Genomic DNA, 19,957 nt, shown 5'->3' on the forward strand with positions numbered 1-19,957 from the left:
CCACCGGGGGCATCCGGTGGGCGCCCAGGCAGGCCCACCGAACGGCGTCGGTGCCGGTCACGCGGGGATCCGGGGCCCCGGCGCGCCGGAGCCGGTTGGCGATCGCAAGTCCCAGGCCCTCCTCCGCCGGCAGGGACGCGACGCCGGTCATTGAGCCGCGGGCGTCCCAGAACGGGCTGGGCAGCAACGGACGGATGAGTCCCCACTCGGCATCGGGCCGTTCATCGCGACGTATCACGACTCTCGTGATCCACAACGCCCTTGACGTAGAGGAACCGGACCCCGTTGTGCCAGGTGGTCAGCCGGATCCAACGCCGGCGGCGCGGCGAGAGGTTCTCGCGTATGGGTGGCGTCACTGGCACCTCTTTGGTACTGCGCAAGTCGCCACACCGCACGGTTCACAAGTTTGAGTGGATCTTGCGCTCCCGTCGTCCCGGGACCATCCGGGATGGCGCACCCTGGCATGCCTAACTCCCTTACGGAAGGACTGGCTTGAGTACAGGAAGTGCTTCTGACGAACCCGCCTCTGACGAACCGGCCGAGGAACTCCGGTTCGAGTCCCCTCGCCTCACCGTCCTGCGCCGCCACCCCGCCACCACCTTTGGGATGGCCCGGCGCCTTCCGTACCTCATGCGCCGCGCCCTCGCTCTCGCCTGGAAGATCGACCGGCGCGCCGTCGTCTCCCTGCTGACCTGCCAGGGACTCTCCGCCGGCCTGGAAGCGTTCGGCCTGGTCGCCACCACCAGCACGATCACGGCCCTGGTCGCCTCCGGGCACATTCAGGACCGGCTCACCAGCGCCGCCCCGGCCATCGCCGCCCTCGCCATTGCGGCCGGAGCCCGAGCCCTCCTCGCCATCGCCATCACGAACTTGTCCTGGCGGCTGTCCCCTCGGATCTCCCGTGAAGCGGAGCTGGAGATGCTGAACGCCGCCGTCGCGGCCGAGCTGACCGCCTACGACCAACCGGGCTTCAACGACCGGTGGGACAACGCCGATCGGGGCGCCGAACTCGCCCAGGACTTGATCACCCAGTCCCAGCAGCTCATGGCCTGCGTCGCCTCCATCCTTGCCGCAGCCGGAGTCCTGACCGCCCTCCACCCCGTCCTCCTCCCGCTGCTCCTCCTGGCCGTCCTGCCGCAAGGCCTCGCCAGCATGAAAAGCGCCCAGGTCACCTACGAAGCCAGCCGCGCCATGTCGTCCGAACGGCGCATCCTCGCCCTGCTGCGCTGGTACATCGTGGACAAGGAAACCGCCGACCAGGTCCGCGCCGGCACCATGGCCCCCTTCCTCCTCGGCCTGTACCGGAAGATCGGCGCCCGCGTGGACACCATCACCGACCGCGCCATCAACCGAGGAGGCCGCTACCAACTCCTCGGCGCCCTCGCGGGAGGCATCGGATCCCTCATCGTCTGGAGCGCGCTCGCGGCACTCCTGGCGACCGGCCACATGTCCGTAGCCTCCGCCGGAACCGCAGTGTTCGCCCTGCGCACCGTCGGCTCATCTCTGCGAGGCCTCGTCGGCTACGGCACCCAGCTCTTCCGCACCGGCCTGTACTTCGACGACTGGGTCGACTTCATCGAGGAAGCCGGCGGCCACCGCATGAACCGCGGAACCCGCTCTCCCGCCTCCCCGAACACCGTCAAGACGGAGAACCTCACCTATATTTATCCAGGCGCCGAGAAGCCCGCCCTTGACGGCGTCACCGTGGAGGTCCGCCGGGGCGAAGTCCTCGCCCTGGTCGGCGAGAACGGATCCGGCAAGACCACCCTGTCCAAGCTCCTGTCCGGCCTGTACCTGCCCACCCGCGGACGCGTCACCTGGGACGGCCGCGACACCAGCGATTTCGACCCCCACGCCTTGTGGCAGCAGACCGCCGTCGTCCCCCAGGACTTCGCCCACTGGCCCCTCACGGCCCGTGAGAACATCACGCTCGGACAACCCCACGGCGGCGATCAGACCGTCCATCAAGCCGCCGAACGCTCCGGAGCCCACGAAGTGGTCGACGGCCTCCGCAGCGGCCTGGACACCCTGCTCGCGCGTGAATGGTTCGGCGGCGTCGAACTCTCCGGCGGACAGTGGCAGCGCATCGCCATCGCCCGAGCCTTCCACCGTCGAGCCGGACTTCTGGTCATGGACGAACCGACCAGTGCCCTCGACGCCCGGGCCGAACACCGGATCTTCACCGGCCTCCGCGAAGTCGCCGAAGACCGCGCCGTCGTCCTCGTGACACACCGGCTCGCCAACGTGGCCATCGCCGACAAGATCGTGGTCTTGGACCACGGCAGGATCATCCAGACCGGAACCTTCGAAGAACTCACCACCACCCCCGGCCTGTTCCGCGAACTCTGGCTCCTGCAGAACGACCGCGCCATCCCGACCCAGCGGTCCGACGCGCAGAAGGAGCAGCCGGCATGACTTCGAACTGGCTCCCTCCAGCCGATCGCAGGAGTTCACCCTGTTCTTGCGGTTCGCCACCGAGTTCCGCCGCATCGTCCGCACACCCACGCGACTGAGTCGGTCAACGCGCGGATCCGGCGAGCGGTCAAGGCCCGCGGGCACTTCCCCGAGCGAGCAGGCCGCCTTGAAGTGCGCCTACATGGCCGCCATGTCGCTGGATCCTACCGGCAAGGGCCTGGCCCGCTGGACCATGCGCTGGAAGACGGCGTTGAACGCCTTCGACATCACCTTCGACGGCCGGCTCTCAGCGGCCCGCCAGTAACCCAACCACCCTGTTTACACCGTTCGTTTGACAGACCCGACCCGCGGACGAAATATTCGGCAGCCGCAGCGTTGTCAGTGACATGAGACAGAAGGTCGTTGGCGTGCAGCAGCACCCGCAGCTGGTCCCGGCACGCCATCCGCTGCCGGATGCGCTGATCATGTGGCCGGGCCGACGACACGAGTTCAGGTGCAGTGGCGGCTCGGGCGCCGCTGAGCGATGAGGGCAGCGATGTCGTCGTCGAGCCGGCCGCCGCTGTAAGCGATCAGGTCGCGGTGGAGATGGGCGAGGAGCTGGTGGGGTGTCTCGCCGCTCCATGGGCGGATGCGTTCGGGGAGGGGGTAGAAGGCGCCGGAGCGGTCGCGGGTCTCAGTGACTCCGTCGGTGTACAGCAGGAGCTGGTCCCCGGGATGGAAGGGGGCGAGATCGACGTGGTACCCGTTGCTCACCAGCATGCCCAGGTTGAGCGGCGGCGAGGGGGCAGCGGGCTGCAGTTCCCGGACCTCGCCGTGGTGCAGCAGCAGCGGGGGCGGGTGGCCGCAGGTGACGGTCCGGACGATCGGTTCATCGTCCGGGATCTCGGCGAGGAGAGCGGTGATGAAACGTTCAGCGATCTCCGAGCCCGGGACCTCCGGGTACTGGGAGGCGCGGCGGCTCATGCTTGTCTCCAGGCGGCGCGCGAGGTGGGGCAGGTCGGGTGCGTCGTGGGCGGCCTCGCGGAAGGCGCTGAGCAGCGCCGCGGCCGCCTGGATCGCGAGCAGGCCCTTGCCGCGTACGTCGCCGATGAGCAGCCGTACGCCGTGCGGGGTGCGTATCGCCTCGTACAGGTCGCCGCCGATCCGGGCTTCCGCCGCGGCGGCCAGGTAGAGGGTCTCGAGCGTGACGTGCCCAAGGTGCTGCGGTACCGGCTGCAGCACCGCCAGCTGGGCGGTCTCGGCCACTGAGCGGACCTGAACCAGCTGATGGGCGCGTCGGCCCAGCAGGCGGTTGAAGAAGATGGCGAATGCTGCAATCGCCGCGAGGGTGGCTAGCTCGGAGTAGGCGGTTGCGTCCCGCAGCGCATCGAAGTCCACTGTCAGGCCGACAAAGACGGCGCACGCGCCCACTCCGATGAGCACGGTCCCCCACAGGGGCAGCAGCGCGGCTGCAGAAACCATGGCGGCGGCGAGGAAGGCATCCGGCCTGACATCGCGAGGTGTGAAGAGGCCGACGAGCAGACCGATGAACAGCAGCAGAGCAGGCAGCACAGGCAGCAACCTGCCCCGTGCGCCAGCGCTGCGCGGGACTCCGCGCTCCTCACGTGACCTCGCCACTGTGCCGCTCCCCAAAATGGCACCGGTCGAGCGGCAGCCCAGGCCCGGAAAACCAGACCGCCGATTCGCGCGATTTTATCGCTTTTCGACCGTAGCCTATGAATAGTCCGTGATGACGTGAACGTGTCACGAGGTCATCGTGCTGCTTGGTGGCAAGGTCGATGCAGGAGGTGAGCGGAAGCCCACCGGGGCTCATCTTCGGCGATCTCCAGTTGTATGTCGCTCGAACGGCCGCGATCGCTCTCCTGGCAGGTCGGGCGGCAGCCGGCCCCTTCGGTGCGTCCTGCAGCTCCTTCCGTCAACGTTCGGGCGCCCGCCCCCGACTTCCAGCCTGACGGCAAGCGGGATCACTACCGCGCTTCGCGATCGCGTGAGGTGGCAAAGGGGCGGATGTGGCATAGCGGCGCGGAGCCCGGTACGCGGCATGAGCTCCGTGTCGGACAACACGTCACCGGCCTGGTTCCTTCATCCGCGCCGATCGATCACTAGGGTGCCGATTCCCTTTCGGTCCGGCCCAACCGACGGCACCCCGGTCATCGAGCACGACACATGCCGACGGAGCCACCGATGCCTGGCGCCAGGACGGTATCGCCGGCCTTCAGCCCGGCAGGTCGGGTCGGGACGAGGGAGGCGGTGCTGTTTCCGGCACCGGCGAACAGCGCGCAGGCGGCCTCGTCGCTCACCCCGTCGGGGATCGGTGTCAGCTGATTGGCGTCCGCGGTCAGTCGCTCGTGCCAGGTGCCGTCGGTGCGCCGGCCGAGCCCGCCGCCGGCCACGACGCACGCCCCCGCTGCCAGGCCCCTCGCCCCGGGGCCGGTGATCCGTCCCACCGCGCCGCCACCGGGTATGTGGGGCGGCGTCTGGTGCAGGGAGGGGTCCATCCGGCCACCCTGATGGTGTTGTCGGCCGGGCTCACCTCGGCGTAGGAGAGCCGGACCGACGCCCGTCCGCCGGTCGCCGGTTCGGCGGGACGGTCCACGAGCCGCAGTTACTCGTAGCCGCCGTGGCGCCGGTACGCGATCGCCCGCATGGCGTTCCACCTCCGTATGTTCGGATCGCGGGCCGTCCGGAGGCCCTGGATGATCCGAAGTCGATGAAACAGGCTCTGTTACGACTGCATGCGAGGGCGGGCCCCGACCTGCCCGCTCGGCGGTTCAGCCGGAACGGGCGGCCAGGGATAGGCCAGGCGCAGCAGCACGACAGATCATGATGCCCCCGGTGCCCTGTGTAGATGAAGACGTCGGGGCGATCGTCGAGCAAAGCCGGAGGTTAGCGATCAAGGCCGCGACCTGCATGGATGATGTATCGGCACCCGCAGGGCTCTGAAAGCCGGAAGTGCGTTCACGCAGGGTTCTCCTACTCGTGTCACCAGGCAAGAAGGCGCCGTACAAGGCACGACCGTGCATGGGTGTGCGGCCCCGGCCGGTACAAGACCGGTGGCGGGGAAGCGCTGTGCAGACAGGGATCAGGGCGGAGCGGGGGTCAGCCGCAGGCGGGTGCGGTGACGACCGGCGCGTGCCGGACTACGACCGGCGGGGAAGGAGCCGTCAAGCCTGACAGAGGCAGCTGGTCGAGCGCTTGAAGCCGATGTGGCGCCGACGCGAGAGCCGGGAGAACACGGTGGCGCCGGCGAAGCGGGCGCTGAGGCCACCACCGTGCCGCATACCGGTCCTCCACATTTCCCGCCCCGGTCACGAGGCCACGCGCTTGCGGAGATCGTCGGTGATCCCGCCGGGCTTTCACCTGGAGCACCCCACCGCGCGGGAGGGTTGCCGGTCAGCGAGCCAGGGCTTGACGCTGACACTCAATGCCGTTCGTGATCGTACGGAGGGCTCTTGTCGTACGGCAACGCCGGAAATCGACGCCCTGCAGGGGCAGTCGGACCGGCACCGGGTCCGGCTCAGGAACCGCCGCGCTCGCGGGGGATCTTCTGGCCGGCCTCGATCGCCACCGGCAGCCGGTTCTCGACCGGGGGCAGCGGGCAGGTGGCCAGGTCCGTGTAGGCGCACGGCAGGTTTGTGGCGCGGTTGAAGTCCAGGACGACCGTACCGTCGGCGGCGGGCGGCTCCAGGGCGAGGGCCCGGTTGGCGGCGTAGGTGGTGACCCCGGAGGTCGCGTCGGTGAAGAGCACCATCAGCCGGCCCGCACCAGGGCCGGGGAACGCGGTCAGCGACAGCTGCTGCCCGTCCAGCTCGAACTCGACCCTGCCCGGAGCGTCGTACACATGCTCAAGGCCCTCGACTGCGGCGCCCACGGTGGTCGGTCGTGGCGTGTCGAAGGGGATGTAGCGGCCCGTCACAGCCCAGCGCGGGTCGGGGGCGTAGGCGGGCGTTCCGGTGAAGGCCGTGCGCAGCGGCGCGTCCGGGTGCCGGGGGCGCACGATGTCGTTGCCGCCGCGCTTGGCGACCTCGATGACGGCGTCTCCCCAGACCGCGTCGACGCCGCTGCGTTCGGGAAGCACGCCGAAGTGGTGTTCCCCGTGCACCGGCGTTCCGTCGACGACCAGTTCCTCGCCGTCGTCGAGGTCCACGACGACCCCGTCGGGGCCGGTGCGCCACGCACCGGGCGCGTCCGGGAAGCGCTGAGGGCGGTCGTCGAGCCAGTGCAGGCCGGTGATCGCCAGGAACCCGTGCGGGTCGGCGAGCCGGGCCTCCTGGGCGCGGTACCACTCCAGCCAGTTCTCGGTGAAGGTATGGAAGTCGGTCGTGGTGGCATCGGTGGTCATGGGTTTTCCTTCGTGACGGGGGTGCAGGGGGGCGGTCTGGCCGTCGGTTCGACCGGCGTGCTCAGCGGGCCAGTTCGCCGAGGAGTCGCCAGGTGCGTCGGCGGTCGGCTTCTCCCGCGATCTCGGTGCCCGAGAAGACGACCTCGGTGGCGCCGGCGTCGCGGTAACGGCGTACCTCGGCCTCGACGGTCTTCTCGTCGCCGATCACGGCCAGGTCGGCGGCCCGCCGGCCGCCGGAGAGTTCGATGACCCGGGCGTAGGACGGGATCTGTTCGTAGAACGCGAGGTTCTCGGTGGCCTTGGCCCGCACCGCCTCCACGTCGTCGGTGACCACGCCGGGCACCAGGGCCACGATCCTGGGCGCGGGACGACCGGCGGCCTCGGCGGCTGCGGTCAGGGCGGGCACGATGTGGTCCGCCAGGGCGCGCGGTCCCGCCAAGTAGGGCAGGATCCCGTCCGCCAGCTCACCGCTGACCCGCAGCGCCTGCGGCCCCATCGCGGCGACCAGCAGGGGGACACCGCCCTCGGCACCCGGTACCCGCGCCGGGACCGGGGTGGTCGCAGTGAGCAGCTCGCCGTGGAAGTCGGCCGTGCCGGTCTCGGTCAACTGCCGTAGTGCGGTGAGGAATTCACGCAGTCGGGCGATCGGGCGTTCGAAGGGCAGGCCGAAGCCGGTCTCCGTCAGCAGTTTCGTGCCCAGGGCCAGGCCGAGGTGGTAGCGGCCGTGGGTCGCGGCCTGGGCGGTCTGGGCCTGGCTGGAGACCAGCAGCGGTTGGCGGCCGAAGACGGGGATCGCGGAGGTGCCGACCTGCAGTCCAGGTACCTCGCGTCCGACGATCGCCGCGAGCTGGGGTGAGTCCGCGCCGAAGGTCTGCCCGAACCAGGCCGACCGCAGACCGGCGCCCGCGGCCTCCTGGGCCAGTTGCACGGTGGCGTCGACCTGGTTCGGCGCGTCGGACGCGTTGAGCGCTACTCCAACAGTCATGTCAGTCAGAACGGGCGTCGGCCGGACCCGCATTCCGGTCCGTGTGTGACAGCTTCTTGTCAGTCATGTGTACTCAGTCCTGAGTGGAAGGGCCGTCCCGGTGCTCAGCCCGCCTGCCGTCGGTCCCGCGCGGACCGGTGCGTGAGGGGTTCGCGCAGGCCGAGGTTCTCGCGCAGGGTGGTGCCGGTGTACTCGGTGCGGTAGATCCCGCGTTCCTGCAGTTCCGGGACGAGCAGGTCGACGATGTCGTCGAGGCCATCGGGGATGAGGTACGGCGGTCGGCAGGGTCAGGCGTGTACGGAAGGACAGACGGCGGAGGAGGTACGGCAGTAGTCGACATGCCGCCGGGTGATGAGCCGTGCACCGGTGCACGCACCGCGCGGTGCCGCGTCCAGTACGTACATCAAAGCCTCCGGCTGTCAGGAATCTCCTTTTCAACGTACGTCGTCCGCACCTGCGAATGGCAAGGTCGCACATGGCGGAGGGGCGTCTCACCGCTGGGACGCCTGCGTGCCTTCTTGCGCCTCGACTGCGCGGATCCTGCCCACCGTCGCCGTCGACGGCGACGGTGGGCAAGCCGTACCGAGCGGCGGCCGTCGACCGGCGCGGAGGTGCTGCGTGTCCGCGATGCAAGACCTGTCCGGAAAAGCATTGACCAACGTGGTGGCCGTCTGCTGGACTCCCGTCCCATGAACCCGCGCGTGGACCTGACCCGGCGGCGCCACATCGATCTGGCGCACGTCTCCAGCGCGTTTTGTTGTCACTGACCCGGCAAGTGGTCGCCGGCATCGGCCGGTGTGCGTAGCCGGCGCGCGCCGGGCCGGGGCGGTGTGAAACCGCCCGCACTGCGATGCTTCCCCACCGGATCGTCGCATCCGCCTCCTGTGAGCTCTCCGCCTCGTATCAGCCGTAAGCCTGTTCGCGCACGCCGACCGGGTCGCTGAGAACGCGGCTGTAGCAGTCCTGCGACCACGCTTTTTCTCCGGTCCGGCCGATTCGGCGTTCCGCGTGCCGGGTCGATCAGCCCTGCGCGCTACCAGCGCCTTCATCCAACTGCCCGGCACGCCTTGGTGTGCCCATCCGTCCGGGAGGGACCCCCTCATGCCTCCGTCCATCCGTAAGCTCACCGGCCGTATCGGCGCAGTCGTCGAGGGCGTCGACCTCGCGGCGCCGCCGGACTTCTCGACGATCACCACGCTCCGGGACGCCCTCAACGAGCACAAGGCGATCGTGTTCGACGACGTGCGGCTCGACAACGCCGACCAGGAGCGTGTGGCCGGGTGGTTCGGCGAGCTGACGACCGCTCATCCGAACGTGCCGGCGGCAGACGGCACGACGAACGTGCTCGCCGTCGACAGTGAGACGTCCAAGGCCAACGAATGGCACACGGACGTCACCTTTGTTGTCAACCCGCCGCAGCTCACCACGCTCCGGTCGATCGTGACCACGCCGTACGGAGGCGAGACGCTCATCGCCAACGCCGCTGCGGCCTATCGCGACCTGCCCGAACCGCTGCGCTCCCTTGCCGACACGCTGCGCGTCGTGCACACGAACCAGTACGACTACGCGCGCCCCGCGGCCGCGACCGCCGAACGGCAGGAGTACGACCGCGTCTTCGTCTCGACGCCCTACGAGGCCGAGCACCCGGTCGTGCGGGTGCATCCGCTGACGGGCGAACGCGGTTTGTTCATCGGCGGGTTCGCCAAGCGGATCGTCGGCCTGTCGGGCAGCGACTCGGTGGACCTGCTGCGCATCCTGCAGTCGTACGTGACCCGCCCGGAGAACATCCTGCGCTGGACCTGGTCCCCGAACCAGCTGCTGATCTTCGACAACCGGATCACCCAGCACTACGGGGTGGACAACTACGACGACCACCCGCGCCGCCTCAACCGGGTGACGGTCGCGGGCGAGGTGCCGACCGGTGTCGACGGCCGCCGCAGCGAGCAGCTCGTCGGCGATTCGTCGCACTACAGCAGTGTGTTGGCGGTGGCGGCATGACCGAGCTCAGCCTCAAAGCGGCGGCCGTCACCGAGCGCCCGGACGCCGAGACGGCGAGCGCGCGGGAACGCGAGGTGTTCCTGCCGCGCGACGCCCGCCGAAGCACATCACTCAGCAGACTCCGCGAGCGCCTGCGCTGGCCGCTGGGCGTCTACACGACTCCGGTCGCGATCCTCATCGCCTGGGAGGCGCTCGCCCGGGCCCAAGTGGTGTCGAAGACCTACGCCCCGGCGCCGACCTCGATCGTGAAGTCAGCCGCCGATCTGTGGCAACAGGGCGTCCTCGGGCCCGACTTGGCCATTTCGCTGCAGCGGGCCGGCATCGGTCTGGCGATCGGTCTGACGGTGGGGATCGTCACCGGCGTGCTCGGCGGAGTGCTGCGCAGCGGCGAGTACCTGTTCAACGGCCTCGTGCAGGTGCTCAACACGATCCCCCTCCTCGCCGTACTGCCGCTGATGATCGTGTGGTTCGGCATCGACGAACTCACGAAGGTGCTGTTGATCTCCTTCGGCGCCGGCGTCCCGATGTATCTCAACCTGTTCGCCGCGATCCGGGGCGTCGACCAGCGGCTGATCGAGATGGCGCGCACGACGGGTGCGGGCACCTGGCGCCTGGTGACGCGGGTGCTTGTGCCCGGAGCCCTGCCGGGGTTCCTGGTCGGTCTGCGGTTCTCCCTCGCGTACAGCGTCCTGGGCCTGGTCGCAGCCGAAACGGTCAACGCCGACAAGGGACTCGGCTTCCTCATCACTCAGGGGCAGACCTATCTGCAGACCAACCAGGTCTTCGTGGGGCTGGTGATCTACTCGCTCCTCGGTCTGCTCGCCGACCAGTTCGTCCGGGTTCTCGAGCGGGTGCTGCTGCGGTGGCGACCCAGTTATGAGGCGTCATGAGCAGCACGATCGCGACGGAGCCTCGACGGCAGACCGGCGTCGTCGTCGAGCAGGTGGTCCGTCGGTTCGGTGACCGGGTGGTGCTCGACCACCTCGACCTCACCATCGCCGACGAGGAGTTGGTGATCCTGCTCGGCCCCTCGGGCTGCGGCAAGAGCACCCTTCTGCGGCTGCTCGCCGGACTCGACCGGCCCGACGGAGGACGCGTGGAGGTCCCGGCGAAGCGAGCGATCGTCTTCCAGGCCGACCGGCTGCTGCCATGGCAGCGGGTGTTGCGCAACGTCACCCTCGGCCTGCACGGGCCCGACGCGGAACAGCGGGCCCTCGGTGTGCTTGCCGAGGTCGGGCTCTCGGGCCGTGAGAAGGCATGGCCCAAGGAGCTCTCCGGTGGCGAGGCCCAGCGGGTCTCGCTCGCGCGGGCCCTGGTCTCGGAGCCCGAACTCGTGCTGCTCGACGAGCCGTTCGCGGCCCTCGACGCCATCACCCGGTTGCGCATGCACGACCTCGTACGGGCGCTGCGTACCAAGCACCACGCCGCGATGCTGCTTGTCACCCACGACGTCGACGAGGCGATCGCCCTGGCGGACCGCATCGTCGTCATGAGCAACGGCCGCATCGGCACTTCGCACGAGGTGCACCTCTCCGCCGCGGACCGCGAGGCGAGCGTCGCACGCGAGGAACTCCGCGCCCGGCTCCTGGAAGACCTCGGCCTCGCCGGCCAGCACTGACCTCCCCGAAACACCCTCACCCAGCACAGAAAGCACACAACATCCCATGCGTAAGAGAACCATCAGAATCATTGGCGCCGTCGGCTCGCTCGCTCTGGCGAGCACCCTCGTCGCCTGCGGATCGTCGTCTTCGGACACCGCCGCGCCGCTGAGCAACGCCGCCGCAGCGAGCGACGCCAAGCACCCCGAGTGGAGCAAGTACACCTTCACCATCGGCGACAACGGCGGTGACGGCAGCCAGGAGCTGGCGAAGATCACCGGCGTGTTCGACAGCGCGCCCTACAAGGTGAAGTTCGCCCGCTTCACCTATGGCCCCCCGCTCGTGCAGGCCGAGGCCTCGGGCGACATCGACCTCGGCAGCGTCGGCGACGTACCACCGATCACCGGGGCCGCGAAGGAGTACGGCTTCAAGGTCGTCGCCGTCAACCGCTCCCTCACGCCCGACCAGGCGGTGGAGAACATCATCGTGCCGAAGGGCTCGAAGCTGAAGACGGCCGCCGACCTCAAGGGCAAGAAGATCGCCGTTCCGCAGGGCAGTTCGGCCCACGGCCTGGCCCTGAACGCGCTGAAGAGCGTCGGCCTCACCCCAAAGGACGTGAAGCTGACCTTCCTCGACCCGGCGGCCGGCGCTACGGCGTTCAACACCGGCAAGGTGGACGCCTGGTCGATCTGGAACCCCCAGTCCGCGATCGCGGTCAAGAACGGCGCGCGGATCCTGGTGAAGGGGCTCCCGCCGATCGACCAGACGAGCAGCTACTACGTCGCCAGCGACACGTCGCTGAACGACAAGACCAAGCGTGCTGCTCTCACGGACGTCCTGAAGAGGCTCTCGCGAGAGTTCGCCTGGGCCGTCAAGAACCCCGACCAGTACGCGCAGGCGCTCTCGAAGGAGCAGGGCATCCCGCTGGCCGACGCCAAGGCGTCCCTGGCCGCCTACTCGAACCGGGTGACCCCGGTGGAGCAGTCGGACATCGAGCTGGAGCAGAAGCTCGCCGACGCCTTCCTGGAGGCGGGTCAGATCACCAGGAAGGTCGACGTCAAGTCGATCACCGACAACCTCCTGCTGGCCGGCTACGACAGCTCCAAGCTGAAGGTCACCTCATGAGCGCGAGACGGCGTCGGCTCCATCTCAACGCCTTCCTCATGGAGGCGGGTCACCACGAGGCAGCGTGGCGGCTCCCGCACAGCAACCCCCGGGCGGACTTCGACCTGCGGCACTGGATCGAGCTGGCGCAGCTGGCCGAGAGCGCCAAGTTCGACTCCCTGTTCCTGGCGGACGGCCCGGCACTCATCGGCACCGGCGAGTTCCGGCCGCCGGGCCAGCTCGAACCGCTGACCCTGCTGACTGCGCTGTCCCAGGCGACCAGCAGGATCGGCCTCATCGCGACCGTGTCGTCGACCTACAACGAGCCCTACAACCTCGCCCGTCGGCTCGCGTCCGTCGACCACGTCAGCGGCGGCCGCGCCGGCTGGAACATCGTCACCTCCGCCGGAGCCGACGAGGCCGCCAACTTCGGCCTCGACGACCGGCCCGGCCACGCCGAACGATACGCCCGCGCCGACGAGTTCCTGAAGGTCGCCAAGGCGCTGTGGGACAGCTGGGAGGCCGATGCCGTCCTGGCGGACAGGGCCACCGGACGCTACGCCGACCCCGCGCGTCTGCACCGCCTCGACCACCGGGGCCGGTACTTCAAGGTGGCCGGCCCCCTCAATGTCGAGCGTCCCCCGCAGGGCTACCCGCTGCTCGTCCAGGCCGGCTCCTCGGAGGACGGCAAGGACTTCGCGGCCCGCCACGCAGAGGCGATCTTCACCGCGCACACGACGTACGAGCGCGCGGCTGCCTTCTACGCCGACATCAAGGCGCGGACCAGGGCCGCTGGCCGCGACCCGGACGGTGTGACCGTCCTGCCCGGCATCGTCCCGTACATCGGGTCGACCGAGGAGGAGGCCCGGGCGCTTGCGCGGCAGTTCGACGAGCTGCGCGTTCCGGAGTACGGGCTGCGTCAGCTGGCCGCCGTGTTCGAGACCGAGCCGTCGGTCTTCGAACTCGACGAGCCGCTGCCGGACTTCATCCTCGCCAGGCCGAAGCTGGAAGGCTCGCAGAGCCGCTCCGACCTGATCATCGATCTTGCGGTGCACGAACAGCTGACGGTCCGGCAGATCATCTCCCGGCTGGGCGGCGGGCGCGGTCACTTCGAGTTCATCGGCACGCCCGAGCAGGTCGCGGACACGATCATCGCCTGGTTCGAGGGCGGTGCCGCGGATGGGTTCAACATCATGGCGCCCGCCCTGCCGTCGGGTCTGGCGGCCTTCGTCGAGCATGTGTTGCCGATCCTGCGCGGCAAGGGGCTGTTCCGCGAGGAGTACGAGGGTACGACCCTGCGTGAGCACTACGGGCTGCCGGTCCCGGCGAACCAGTTCCATGGCTGACGCGCTCGCGACGCCCGCCGCTTCCCGGAGCGGCGGGCGTCCGCCCGCGCTGCGGGTCGAGGGCCTTCGCAAGACCTACGAAGACGGCTTCACCGCGGTGGCCGGGCTCGACCTGGAGATACCGGACGGCGCCTTCTTCGGCCTGCTGGGCCCGAACGGCGCCGGGAAGACCACGCTGATCGGCTCGGTGTGCAACATCGTCCGACCCACCGCCGGCACCCTCTCCGTCTTCGGCCACGACCACCGCAGCCGTCAGGCCCGTCGGCTCCTCGCCCTGGCCGCGCAGGAGATCAACGTCGACCGGTTCCTGTCCATCCGGCAGATCCTGATCTACGACGCCGGATACCACGGCATCGGCCGGAAGGCGGCCGCCCGGCGCGCGGATGAACTGCTCCCCCTGTTCCGCCTCGACGACAAGGCCGACGTACGCGCCTACCGGCAGAACTTCATCGGCTCCCCGGCGACCGTCGCCCGGACCATCAACGGGTGCGTCCAGGCGGACGCGAGGGACGGCTTCATCCTCGTCCCGCACATCACCCCCACCGGCCTGGACGACTTCGCCGACAAGGTCGTACCGCTCCTACAGGAACAGGGCGTCTTCCGCACCGACTACGAGGGCCCTACCCTCCGCCACCACCTCGGCCTCGCCCACCCTGACGACATGCGGGGCGAGGAGCGGGTGGCGTCGTGAAATTCCTCGCCATCACACTCATCGTGCACCGCCCGGATCCCATCACCGGGGTACAGAAGCCGACCCACGACCGCTTCCGCGAGGTCCTCGACGACGCGCTGCTCGCCGAGGAGCTGGGCTTCGACGGCTTCGGCGTGGGGGAGCGCCACGAGCGGCCGTTCATCTCTTCCTCACCGACCGTCGTACTCAGCCATGTGGCCGCCCTGACGGAGCGCATCCGCCTGTTCACCGCCGTCACGACGCTCAGCCTGCTGGACCCGGTCCGGGCATACGAGGACTACGCCACCCTCGACCACCTGTCCAACGGGCGCCTCGACCTGATCATTGGCAAGGGCAACGGCGCCGCCCAGCGCGACCTGTTCCATGTCACGCCCGAGGACCAGTGGGACCGCAACGCCGAGAGCTACGAGGTCTTCCGGAAGATCTGGCGCCAGGACAAGGTCACCGCCGACACCCGCTTCCGTCCCCCGCTGACGGACGCCGAGGTGTGGCCGCGGCCGTATCAGCGGCCGGTCCGAGTCTGGCACGGCTGCGCGACCAGCAAGGAGTCCGTCGATCTGGCGGCCCGCTACGGCGACCCGCTGTTCTCGGCGAACGTCACCAACCCCATCGAGCCGTATGCCGAGTTGATCCGCCACTACCGCGAGCGGTGGGAGCACTACGGCCACGACCCGGCGCAGATCGCCGTCGGCGCGGGCACGGCGGGCATCTACGTCGCCCGCACCTCGCAGGAGGCGCTGACTGGGTACCGGCCGGTCTTCGAGTCCAACCTCGCGTTCTTCAAGAAGGCCGGCCTGCCGGTCGTCTTCGAGAACCTGACGGACTTCGTCGAACGCAGCTCCGCTCTGATCGGCAGCCCGCAACAGGTCATCGACAAGGTGCACCGCTACCACGAACAGTTCGGGCACACCGTGCTCCACCTGCACGCCGACGCGAGCGGGCTGACGGAGTCCCAGCACCGTGCCTCCCTCGAGCTGTTCCAGTCCAAGGTCGCCCCCGTGCTGCGCCGCGAGATCCCGGACCCACCGTTCGTATGGGGACCCGTGCTTCCGCCACCGCTCACCCAGGAGTCCGTCCATGTCTGATATTGCCCCCGGCGTTCTCGACCTGGTCCCGATCCCCTCCGGCTCGACGGCAGCCGATGCCCTGCGCAACTCCATCGACCTCGCACAGCAGACCGAGCGCTTCGGATATGCCCGCTACTGGTTCGCCGAGCACCACCTCAATCCGGGCGTGGCCGGCACGTCCCCCGCAGTCGTCCTGGCCCTGACCGCATCCGCCACCTCCAGTATCCGGCTCGGTTCCGGGGCCGTGCAGCTCGGGCACCGCACGGCGCTGTCCACGGTGGAGGAGTTCGGCCTGCTCGACGCGCTGCACCCGGGCCGCTTCGATCTGGGCCTGGGCCGCTCGGGCGGCCGCCCGCCGGGACAGCCGGCCGCACCGTTGCCGACGGCGACCCCGGTCGTCGACGGCCGCACCCCGAACGGCCTGTTGATCCCGCCCCGCTTCTCCTTCGAGCATCTGCTCGGGTCACCCCGCATAGCGCTTCAGCGCAGGCTGCTTCTCCTGCCGGGCGCCGAGTCACAGGACTACGCCGAGCAGATCGACGACATCCTCGCCCTGCTCGCCGGCACCTACCGCTCCCCGGAGGGCGTCGAGGCGCACGTCGTGCCGGGGGAGGGCGCCGACGTGGAGGTGTGGATCCTGGGCAGCAGCGGTGGTCAGAGCGCCGCTGTCGCGGGCCGGGGCGGTCTGCGGTTCGCGGCGAACTACCACGTCAGCCCGGCCACGGTCCTGGAGGCGGTGGAAGGTTACCGGTCCTTCTTCCAGCCTTCCGAGTTCCTCGACAAGCCGTACGTCAGTGTCTCGGCGGACGTCGTCGTCGCCGAGGACGACGCCACCGCCCGCGCACTCGCCACCGGCTATGGCCCGTGGGTCCGCAGCATCCGCACCGCCGAGGGCGCCATCGAGTACCCGACGCCGGAGGAAGCGCGCGCCCACCCATGGACCGACGAGGACCGGGCCCTCGTGCAGGACCGCCTCGACACCCAGTTCGTCGGCTCACCGGGCCGGGTGGCTGACCAGTTGGAACGGCTCCAGGAGGCCACGGGCGCCGACGAGTTGCTCATCACGACCATCACCCACGACCATACGGACCGGGTCCGTTCATACGAACTGCTTGCGGAGGAATGGCGCCGACGGGGTCACTCCTTCCAGTCGAGCTGACGTTCGGGAGCACCCCACCGACTGGCTGCACGCGACCGCTTCGGCGCGGCCCGCCTCGTCACCGTGCCGCCAGCGGAAGACCTTTTTGCGTGAAGGCGACCACGTGAAGACAACCATGCTGAGACGACCTCGTGTGCGTCCTTCGCCGCGGCTCTCCGCTCGCGGCCCGACGCCGCCTCTTGGACTTCAGGTCCCGGCATCGAGGTGCTTGAACCGCCGGATGTACGCGACGACTTGGCCGAGCCGGTGCGTGCACAGCCGCCCGGTACCGGTCAGCCCGATGCCAGGCCCCGGAGGAGCAGAGCCAGTGACTGTTGCGGGCTCTGTCCCGCGGTGTCGACGACGACGCGCTCGCGGTCCCACGGCTCGTACTCCCGGTCGACGACCTGCTGCCAGTCCGGCAGCGGCAGATCTGGAATGTCGGCCGACCGCGAGGTCACGCGGCGCCGGTGCTCCGTCGGATCCGAGCACACCACTTCCACCTCGACGACACGCACGCCCGCCCTGACGGCCGTGTCCCGCCAGGCGTCACGCGTCACACTCAGCGGATTGACCGATTCCGCGATCACGGTCAGCCCCTGCCGCAGACGTTCCTCGGCCAGGGCATATCCGACGGCGTAGCCCACGGGACCAACCGGGCGCCGGGCCACCCCGGAACGGACGATCGCCTGCTCGATGGTGTCGACCCGCAGATGGACCGCACCGATCCGGGCCGCCAGGAGACGGGCGAGCGTGGTCTTGCCGGTGCCGGGCAGGCCGCCCATGACGATGAGCACAGGATCAACCCTCCGTCAGCCCTTGCGAAGAAGCGCCGTACGCCTGGGCGTTGCGCACGAAGAGCTCGTACAGGTCGCGGACCGCCCGCGGAACGGAGCCGGAATGGCGGCGCTGCAGTACCAGCAGTACGTCGGTCGCATCCCCCGCAAGCGGCCGCACAGTGATCGCGCCCCGCCGCTCCAGCGGGTCGCCGACGACGCTGAAGTCCGGCAGCACCGTGGCCCCCAGCCCCTCGGCCACCATCAGTTTGCCCATCTCCGCGCCGTCGGTGGAGTACGAGAAGGACGGAGTCCGGCCGCGGAGCAGCCGGTGCACGAAACGGTGCATCACATAGCCGGACCGCATCACGACCAGCGGCTCGGCCAGGAGACTGTCCGCGTCCACCGCATCCAGGGCCGCCAGCGGACTGTCCGGACGCACGCACACCACCGGCCGGCCGCAGAGCAACTCCCTCGTCTCGAAGCCGGGTGGCATGTCGTCGCCCCGGAGGTAGTTCACCAGTCCCAGGTCGAAGGCGCCCTCCAACAGCCCGCGGTGGATGTCGGCCTGCTGCGCGCCGACCAACTCCACCTGGGTGACCGGGTGCGAGGCCCGGAACTCGCGCACGGTCGGGATGACCAGCGGCACGGTAGCCGTGTTCACCGTGCCGAGTCGGACCATGCGGCTGATGCGGTGCTGGTCGCCGGCCGCGCCGCGCAGCCGGTCGACCGCGTCCAGCACGCTCATGATGTGCGGCAGCAGCTCGCGTCCCTCGTCGCTGATCTTCGCCCCGGACCGCTTGCGCTCCAGCAGGTCCACGCCGAGCTCGCGCTCCAGATTGCGTACGGTCTCGCTGAGCGCCGGCTGGGACAGGTGCAGTTCCTCGGCGGCGCGCCGCAGCGAACCGAGGCGTGTGACGGCAGCGATGTATTCGAGCTGTTCGATACGCACGAACAGGAGACTGCGCCCTCCCGGGACCGGGTTCAAGGGAATCCCTGTCACAACCTCGTGAATACCGACTCTCACCATGTGGAATCACATCCGGGCATTCTTGACCGGCCGGACTCCCTCCTGGTTCGATCGATGGCATGAAGCGACAGGACCTCACGCGGCGACGCCATGTCGACCTTGCGCGTGTTTCCAGCGCCTTCTGTCGCTGTCGAGTCTGAGCGCGCCCGAGGGAAACCCTCCCACCCGCTCCCTGTCTGACTTCCTTCCGTGAATTCCGGTCCCGGCTCATTTCCGTCGTGACGACGGCTTTCCCGGAAACGCCGCTCCAGCGTGCCTGAATTCCGCGGAGCTCATTCGTCCTGCCCGCGCAGCATTCTCCTGCCAGGAGTTCACATGCCCGCATCCTCCGCGTTCCCCGGATCCGATCCCGTCCGCTTCGCCTACTGGGTGCCGAACGTCAGTGGCGGTCTGGTCACCAGCACCATCGAGCAGCGCACCGACTGGGGGTACGAGTACAACCGCGAACTCGCCGTCCTCGCCGAGAACAACGGCTTCGACTACGCGCTCAGCCAGGTCCGCTACATGGCCAGCTACGGCGCCGAGTACCAGCACGAGTCCACCAGCTTCAGCCTCGCCCTGCTGCTCGCCACCCAGCGGCTGAAGGTCATCGCCGCCGTCCACCCCGGCCTGTGGCACCCGGGCGTCCTCGCCAAACTCGGCGCCACCGCCGACCACCTGTCGAACGGCCGCTTCGCCGTCAACGTCGTCAGCGGCTGGTTCAAGGGCGAGTTCACCGCGCTGGGCGAGCCCTGGCTGGAGCACGACGAGCGCTACCGGCGCTCAGAGGAGTTCATTCGCGCCCTGCGGAAGATCTGGACCGAGGACCACGCCGAGCTCGCCGGTGACTTCTACCGGTTGCGTGACTTCTCCCTCAAGCCCAAGCCGCTGAACACCCCCGAGCGTCCGCACCCGGAGATCTTCCAGGGCGGCAACTCCACCGCCGCGCGCGCCATGGCGGGCCGCGTCTCCGACTGGTACTTCTCCAACGGCAAGGACTTCGACGGCGTCACCGAGCAGATCCAGGACGTCCGCTCCTCCGCCGTCCAAGCGGGCCGCACGGCACCGAAGTTCGGCCTCAACGGCTTCCTCATCGCCCGCGACACCGAGGCCGAGGCCCGCGAGACGCTCCGCGAGATCGTCGCCAAGGCCGACACACAGGCCGTGCACGGCTTCCGCGACGCGGTCCAGCAGGCCGGTCCGTCCACTGGCGACGGCAAGGGCATGTGGCAGGACTCCACGTTCGAGGACCTCGTCCAGTACAACGACGGCTTTCGCACGGGTCTGATCGGCACCCCCGAGCAGATCGCCGAGCGGATCGTCGCCTACAAGCGGCTAGGCGTCGACCTCTTCCTCCTCGGCTTCCTGCACTACCTGGAGGAGGTCGAGTACTTCGGCAAGAGGGTGCTGCCCCTGGTGCGCGAACTGGAGGCACAGGAAGCCGCGTCCGAGCCCGCCGCCGCCCACGCCTGACCGCAGCACGCACAC

Annotated in this window: 16 protein-coding genes, 4 pseudogenes and 1 riboswitch; of the genes and pseudogenes, 13 read left to right on the forward strand and 7 right to left on the reverse strand. The window is 69.3% G+C overall.

Going from position 1 to position 19,957, the window contains the following annotated elements; translation table 11 throughout:
* The first annotated feature begins 492 nt into the window (after nt 1-492).
* Both ACWCQS_RS06965 and ACWCQS_RS06970 read left to right on the forward strand, forming a co-directional pair.
* Nucleotides 493-2,415 (forward strand): ABC transporter ATP-binding protein, encoded by a 1,923-nt coding sequence (locus tag ACWCQS_RS06965; protein ID WP_451003460.1) that lies wholly within the window; start codon nt 493-495, stop codon nt 2,413-2,415.
* A gap of 28 nt (nt 2,416-2,443) precedes the next feature.
* Nucleotides 2,444-2,719, forward strand: a pseudogene (locus ACWCQS_RS06970) (transposase); the annotation flags it as partial.
* 185 nt (nt 2,720-2,904) lie between these two features.
* Here the strand turns inward: ACWCQS_RS06970 and ACWCQS_RS06975 are convergent.
* From ACWCQS_RS06975 to ACWCQS_RS06995, 5 genes and pseudogenes are all read right to left on the reverse strand, one after another.
* A complete protein-coding gene (locus ACWCQS_RS06975) occupies nt 2,905-3,966 on the reverse strand; it encodes a PP2C family protein-serine/threonine phosphatase (RefSeq protein WP_451003461.1) in 1,062 nt (353 codons plus the stop codon).
* A gap of 599 nt (nt 3,967-4,565) precedes the next feature.
* On the reverse strand, nt 4,566-4,913 hold the full coding sequence (locus ACWCQS_RS06980; protein ID WP_451003462.1) for a hypothetical protein: 348 nt from the start codon (nt 4,911-4,913) through the stop codon (nt 4,566-4,568).
* An 817-nt stretch (nt 4,914-5,730) separates the two neighbouring features.
* Nucleotides 5,731-5,844: riboswitch (SAM riboswitch) on the reverse strand.
* Nucleotides 5,845-5,932: 88 nt separating this feature from the next.
* Nucleotides 5,933-6,757: a DUF1684 domain-containing protein gene (locus ACWCQS_RS06985; protein WP_451003463.1), complete on the reverse strand. Its 825-nt coding sequence runs from the start codon at nt 6,755-6,757 to the stop codon at nt 5,933-5,935.
* Nucleotides 6,758-6,818: 61 nt separating this feature from the next.
* Complete coding sequence (locus ACWCQS_RS06990) at nt 6,819-7,742, reverse strand: LLM class F420-dependent oxidoreductase (protein WP_451003464.1); 924 nt, start codon at nt 7,740-7,742, stop codon at nt 6,819-6,821.
* Nucleotides 7,743-7,846: 104 nt separating this feature from the next.
* Nucleotides 7,847-8,017, reverse strand: a pseudogene (locus ACWCQS_RS06995) (F420-dependent methylene-tetrahydromethanopterin reductase); the annotation flags it as partial.
* A gap of 826 nt (nt 8,018-8,843) precedes the next feature.
* Here ACWCQS_RS06995 and ACWCQS_RS07000 point away from each other — a divergent pair.
* From ACWCQS_RS07000 to ACWCQS_RS07040, 9 genes and pseudogenes are all read left to right on the forward strand, one after another.
* Nucleotides 8,844-9,740 (forward strand): TauD/TfdA dioxygenase family protein, encoded by an 897-nt coding sequence (locus ACWCQS_RS07000; protein ID WP_366488661.1) that lies wholly within the window; start codon nt 8,844-8,846, stop codon nt 9,738-9,740.
* Nucleotides 9,737-10,630 (forward strand): ABC transporter permease, encoded by an 894-nt coding sequence (locus ACWCQS_RS07005; RefSeq protein WP_451003465.1) that lies wholly within the window; start codon nt 9,737-9,739, stop codon nt 10,628-10,630. The genes ACWCQS_RS07000 and ACWCQS_RS07005 overlap by 4 nt, the downstream gene beginning before the upstream one ends.
* Nucleotides 10,627-11,358, forward strand: a complete 732-nt coding sequence (locus ACWCQS_RS07010; protein WP_451003466.1) for an ABC transporter ATP-binding protein — start codon at nt 10,627-10,629, stop codon at nt 11,356-11,358. Before ACWCQS_RS07005 ends, ACWCQS_RS07010 begins: the two co-directional genes overlap by 4 nt.
* Nucleotides 11,359-11,404: 46 nt before the next feature.
* Complete coding sequence (locus ACWCQS_RS07015) at nt 11,405-12,463, forward strand: aliphatic sulfonate ABC transporter substrate-binding protein (RefSeq protein WP_451003467.1); 1,059 nt, start codon at nt 11,405-11,407, stop codon at nt 12,461-12,463.
* Nucleotides 12,460-13,788, forward strand: a complete 1,329-nt coding sequence (locus tag ACWCQS_RS07020) for an LLM class flavin-dependent oxidoreductase (RefSeq protein ID WP_451003468.1) — start codon at nt 12,460-12,462, stop codon at nt 13,786-13,788. The genes ACWCQS_RS07015 and ACWCQS_RS07020 overlap by 4 nt, the downstream gene beginning before the upstream one ends.
* Nucleotides 13,781-14,209, forward strand: a pseudogene (locus tag ACWCQS_RS07025) (ATP-binding cassette domain-containing protein); the annotation flags it as partial. The gene ACWCQS_RS07020 and the pseudogene ACWCQS_RS07025, both read left to right, overlap by 8 nt.
* Nucleotides 14,210-14,224: 15 nt before the next feature.
* A pseudogene (locus ACWCQS_RS07030) lies at nt 14,225-14,479 on the forward strand (F420-dependent methylene-tetrahydromethanopterin reductase); the annotation flags it as partial.
* Nucleotides 14,476-15,564 (forward strand): LLM class flavin-dependent oxidoreductase, encoded by a 1,089-nt coding sequence (locus tag ACWCQS_RS07035; protein WP_451003469.1) that lies wholly within the window; start codon nt 14,476-14,478, stop codon nt 15,562-15,564. The pseudogene ACWCQS_RS07030 and the gene ACWCQS_RS07035, both read left to right, overlap by 4 nt.
* The gene (locus tag ACWCQS_RS07040; RefSeq protein ID WP_451003470.1) at nt 15,557-16,705 is read left to right on the forward strand and encodes an LLM class flavin-dependent oxidoreductase; all 1,149 of its coding nucleotides are present in this window, start codon (nt 15,557-15,559) and stop codon (nt 16,703-16,705) included. The genes ACWCQS_RS07035 and ACWCQS_RS07040 overlap by 8 nt, the downstream gene beginning before the upstream one ends.
* Before the next feature lie 272 nt (nt 16,706-16,977).
* Here ACWCQS_RS07040 and ACWCQS_RS07045 read toward each other — a convergent pair whose 3' ends face one another.
* Nucleotides 16,978-17,481 (reverse strand): AAA family ATPase, encoded by a 504-nt coding sequence (locus ACWCQS_RS07045; RefSeq protein ID WP_451003471.1) that lies wholly within the window; start codon nt 17,479-17,481, stop codon nt 16,978-16,980.
* A 4-nt stretch (nt 17,482-17,485) separates the two neighbouring features.
* Nucleotides 17,486-18,412, reverse strand: a complete 927-nt coding sequence (locus ACWCQS_RS07050; protein ID WP_451003472.1) for a LysR family transcriptional regulator — start codon at nt 18,410-18,412, stop codon at nt 17,486-17,488.
* Nucleotides 18,413-18,549: 137 nt separating this feature from the next.
* Here ACWCQS_RS07050 and ACWCQS_RS07055 point away from each other — a divergent pair, with 137 nt between their 5' ends.
* Nucleotides 18,550-18,630, forward strand: coding sequence for a putative leader peptide (locus ACWCQS_RS07055; protein WP_351225063.1), 81 nt, complete (start codon nt 18,550-18,552; stop codon nt 18,628-18,630).
* Nucleotides 18,631-18,805: 175 nt separating this feature from the next.
* A complete protein-coding gene (gene sfnG, locus ACWCQS_RS07060; protein ID WP_451003473.1) occupies nt 18,806-19,942 on the forward strand; it encodes a dimethylsulfone monooxygenase SfnG in 1,137 nt (378 codons plus the stop codon).
* The last annotated feature ends 15 nt before the right edge of the window (nt 19,943-19,957 follow it).

The organism is Streptomyces sp. NPDC002076 (genome assembly GCF_053593835.1).

What these genes read in the sequence shown, in the direction of transcription:
- ACWCQS_RS06985 (WP_451003463.1), bottom strand. Translation starts at nt 6,757, where the DNA reads ATGACCACCGATGCCACCACGACCGACTTCCATACCTTCACCGAGAAC.
- ACWCQS_RS07040 (WP_451003470.1), top strand. Translation starts at nt 15,557, where the DNA reads ATGTCTGATATTGCCCCCGGCGTTCTCGACCTGGTCCCGATCCCCTCC.
- ACWCQS_RS06990 (WP_451003464.1), bottom strand. Translation starts at nt 7,742, where the DNA reads ATGACTGTTGGAGTAGCGCTCAACGCGTCCGACGCGCCGAACCAGGTC.
- ACWCQS_RS06980 (WP_451003462.1), bottom strand. Translation starts at nt 4,913, where the DNA reads ATGGACCCCTCCCTGCACCAGACGCCGCCCCACATACCCGGTGGCGGC.
- ACWCQS_RS07015 (WP_451003467.1), top strand. Translation starts at nt 11,405, where the DNA reads ATGCGTAAGAGAACCATCAGAATCATTGGCGCCGTCGGCTCGCTCGCT.
- ACWCQS_RS07005 (WP_451003465.1), top strand. Translation starts at nt 9,737, where the DNA reads ATGACCGAGCTCAGCCTCAAAGCGGCGGCCGTCACCGAGCGCCCGGAC.
- ACWCQS_RS07000 (WP_366488661.1), top strand. Translation starts at nt 8,844, where the DNA reads ATGCCTCCGTCCATCCGTAAGCTCACCGGCCGTATCGGCGCAGTCGTC.
- ACWCQS_RS07055 (WP_351225063.1), top strand. Translation starts at nt 18,550, where the DNA reads ATGAAGCGACAGGACCTCACGCGGCGACGCCATGTCGACCTTGCGCGT.
- ACWCQS_RS07020 (WP_451003468.1), top strand. Translation starts at nt 12,460, where the DNA reads ATGAGCGCGAGACGGCGTCGGCTCCATCTCAACGCCTTCCTCATGGAG.
- ACWCQS_RS07010 (WP_451003466.1), top strand. Translation starts at nt 10,627, where the DNA reads ATGAGCAGCACGATCGCGACGGAGCCTCGACGGCAGACCGGCGTCGTC.
- sfnG (WP_451003473.1), top strand. Translation starts at nt 18,806, where the DNA reads ATGCCCGCATCCTCCGCGTTCCCCGGATCCGATCCCGTCCGCTTCGCC.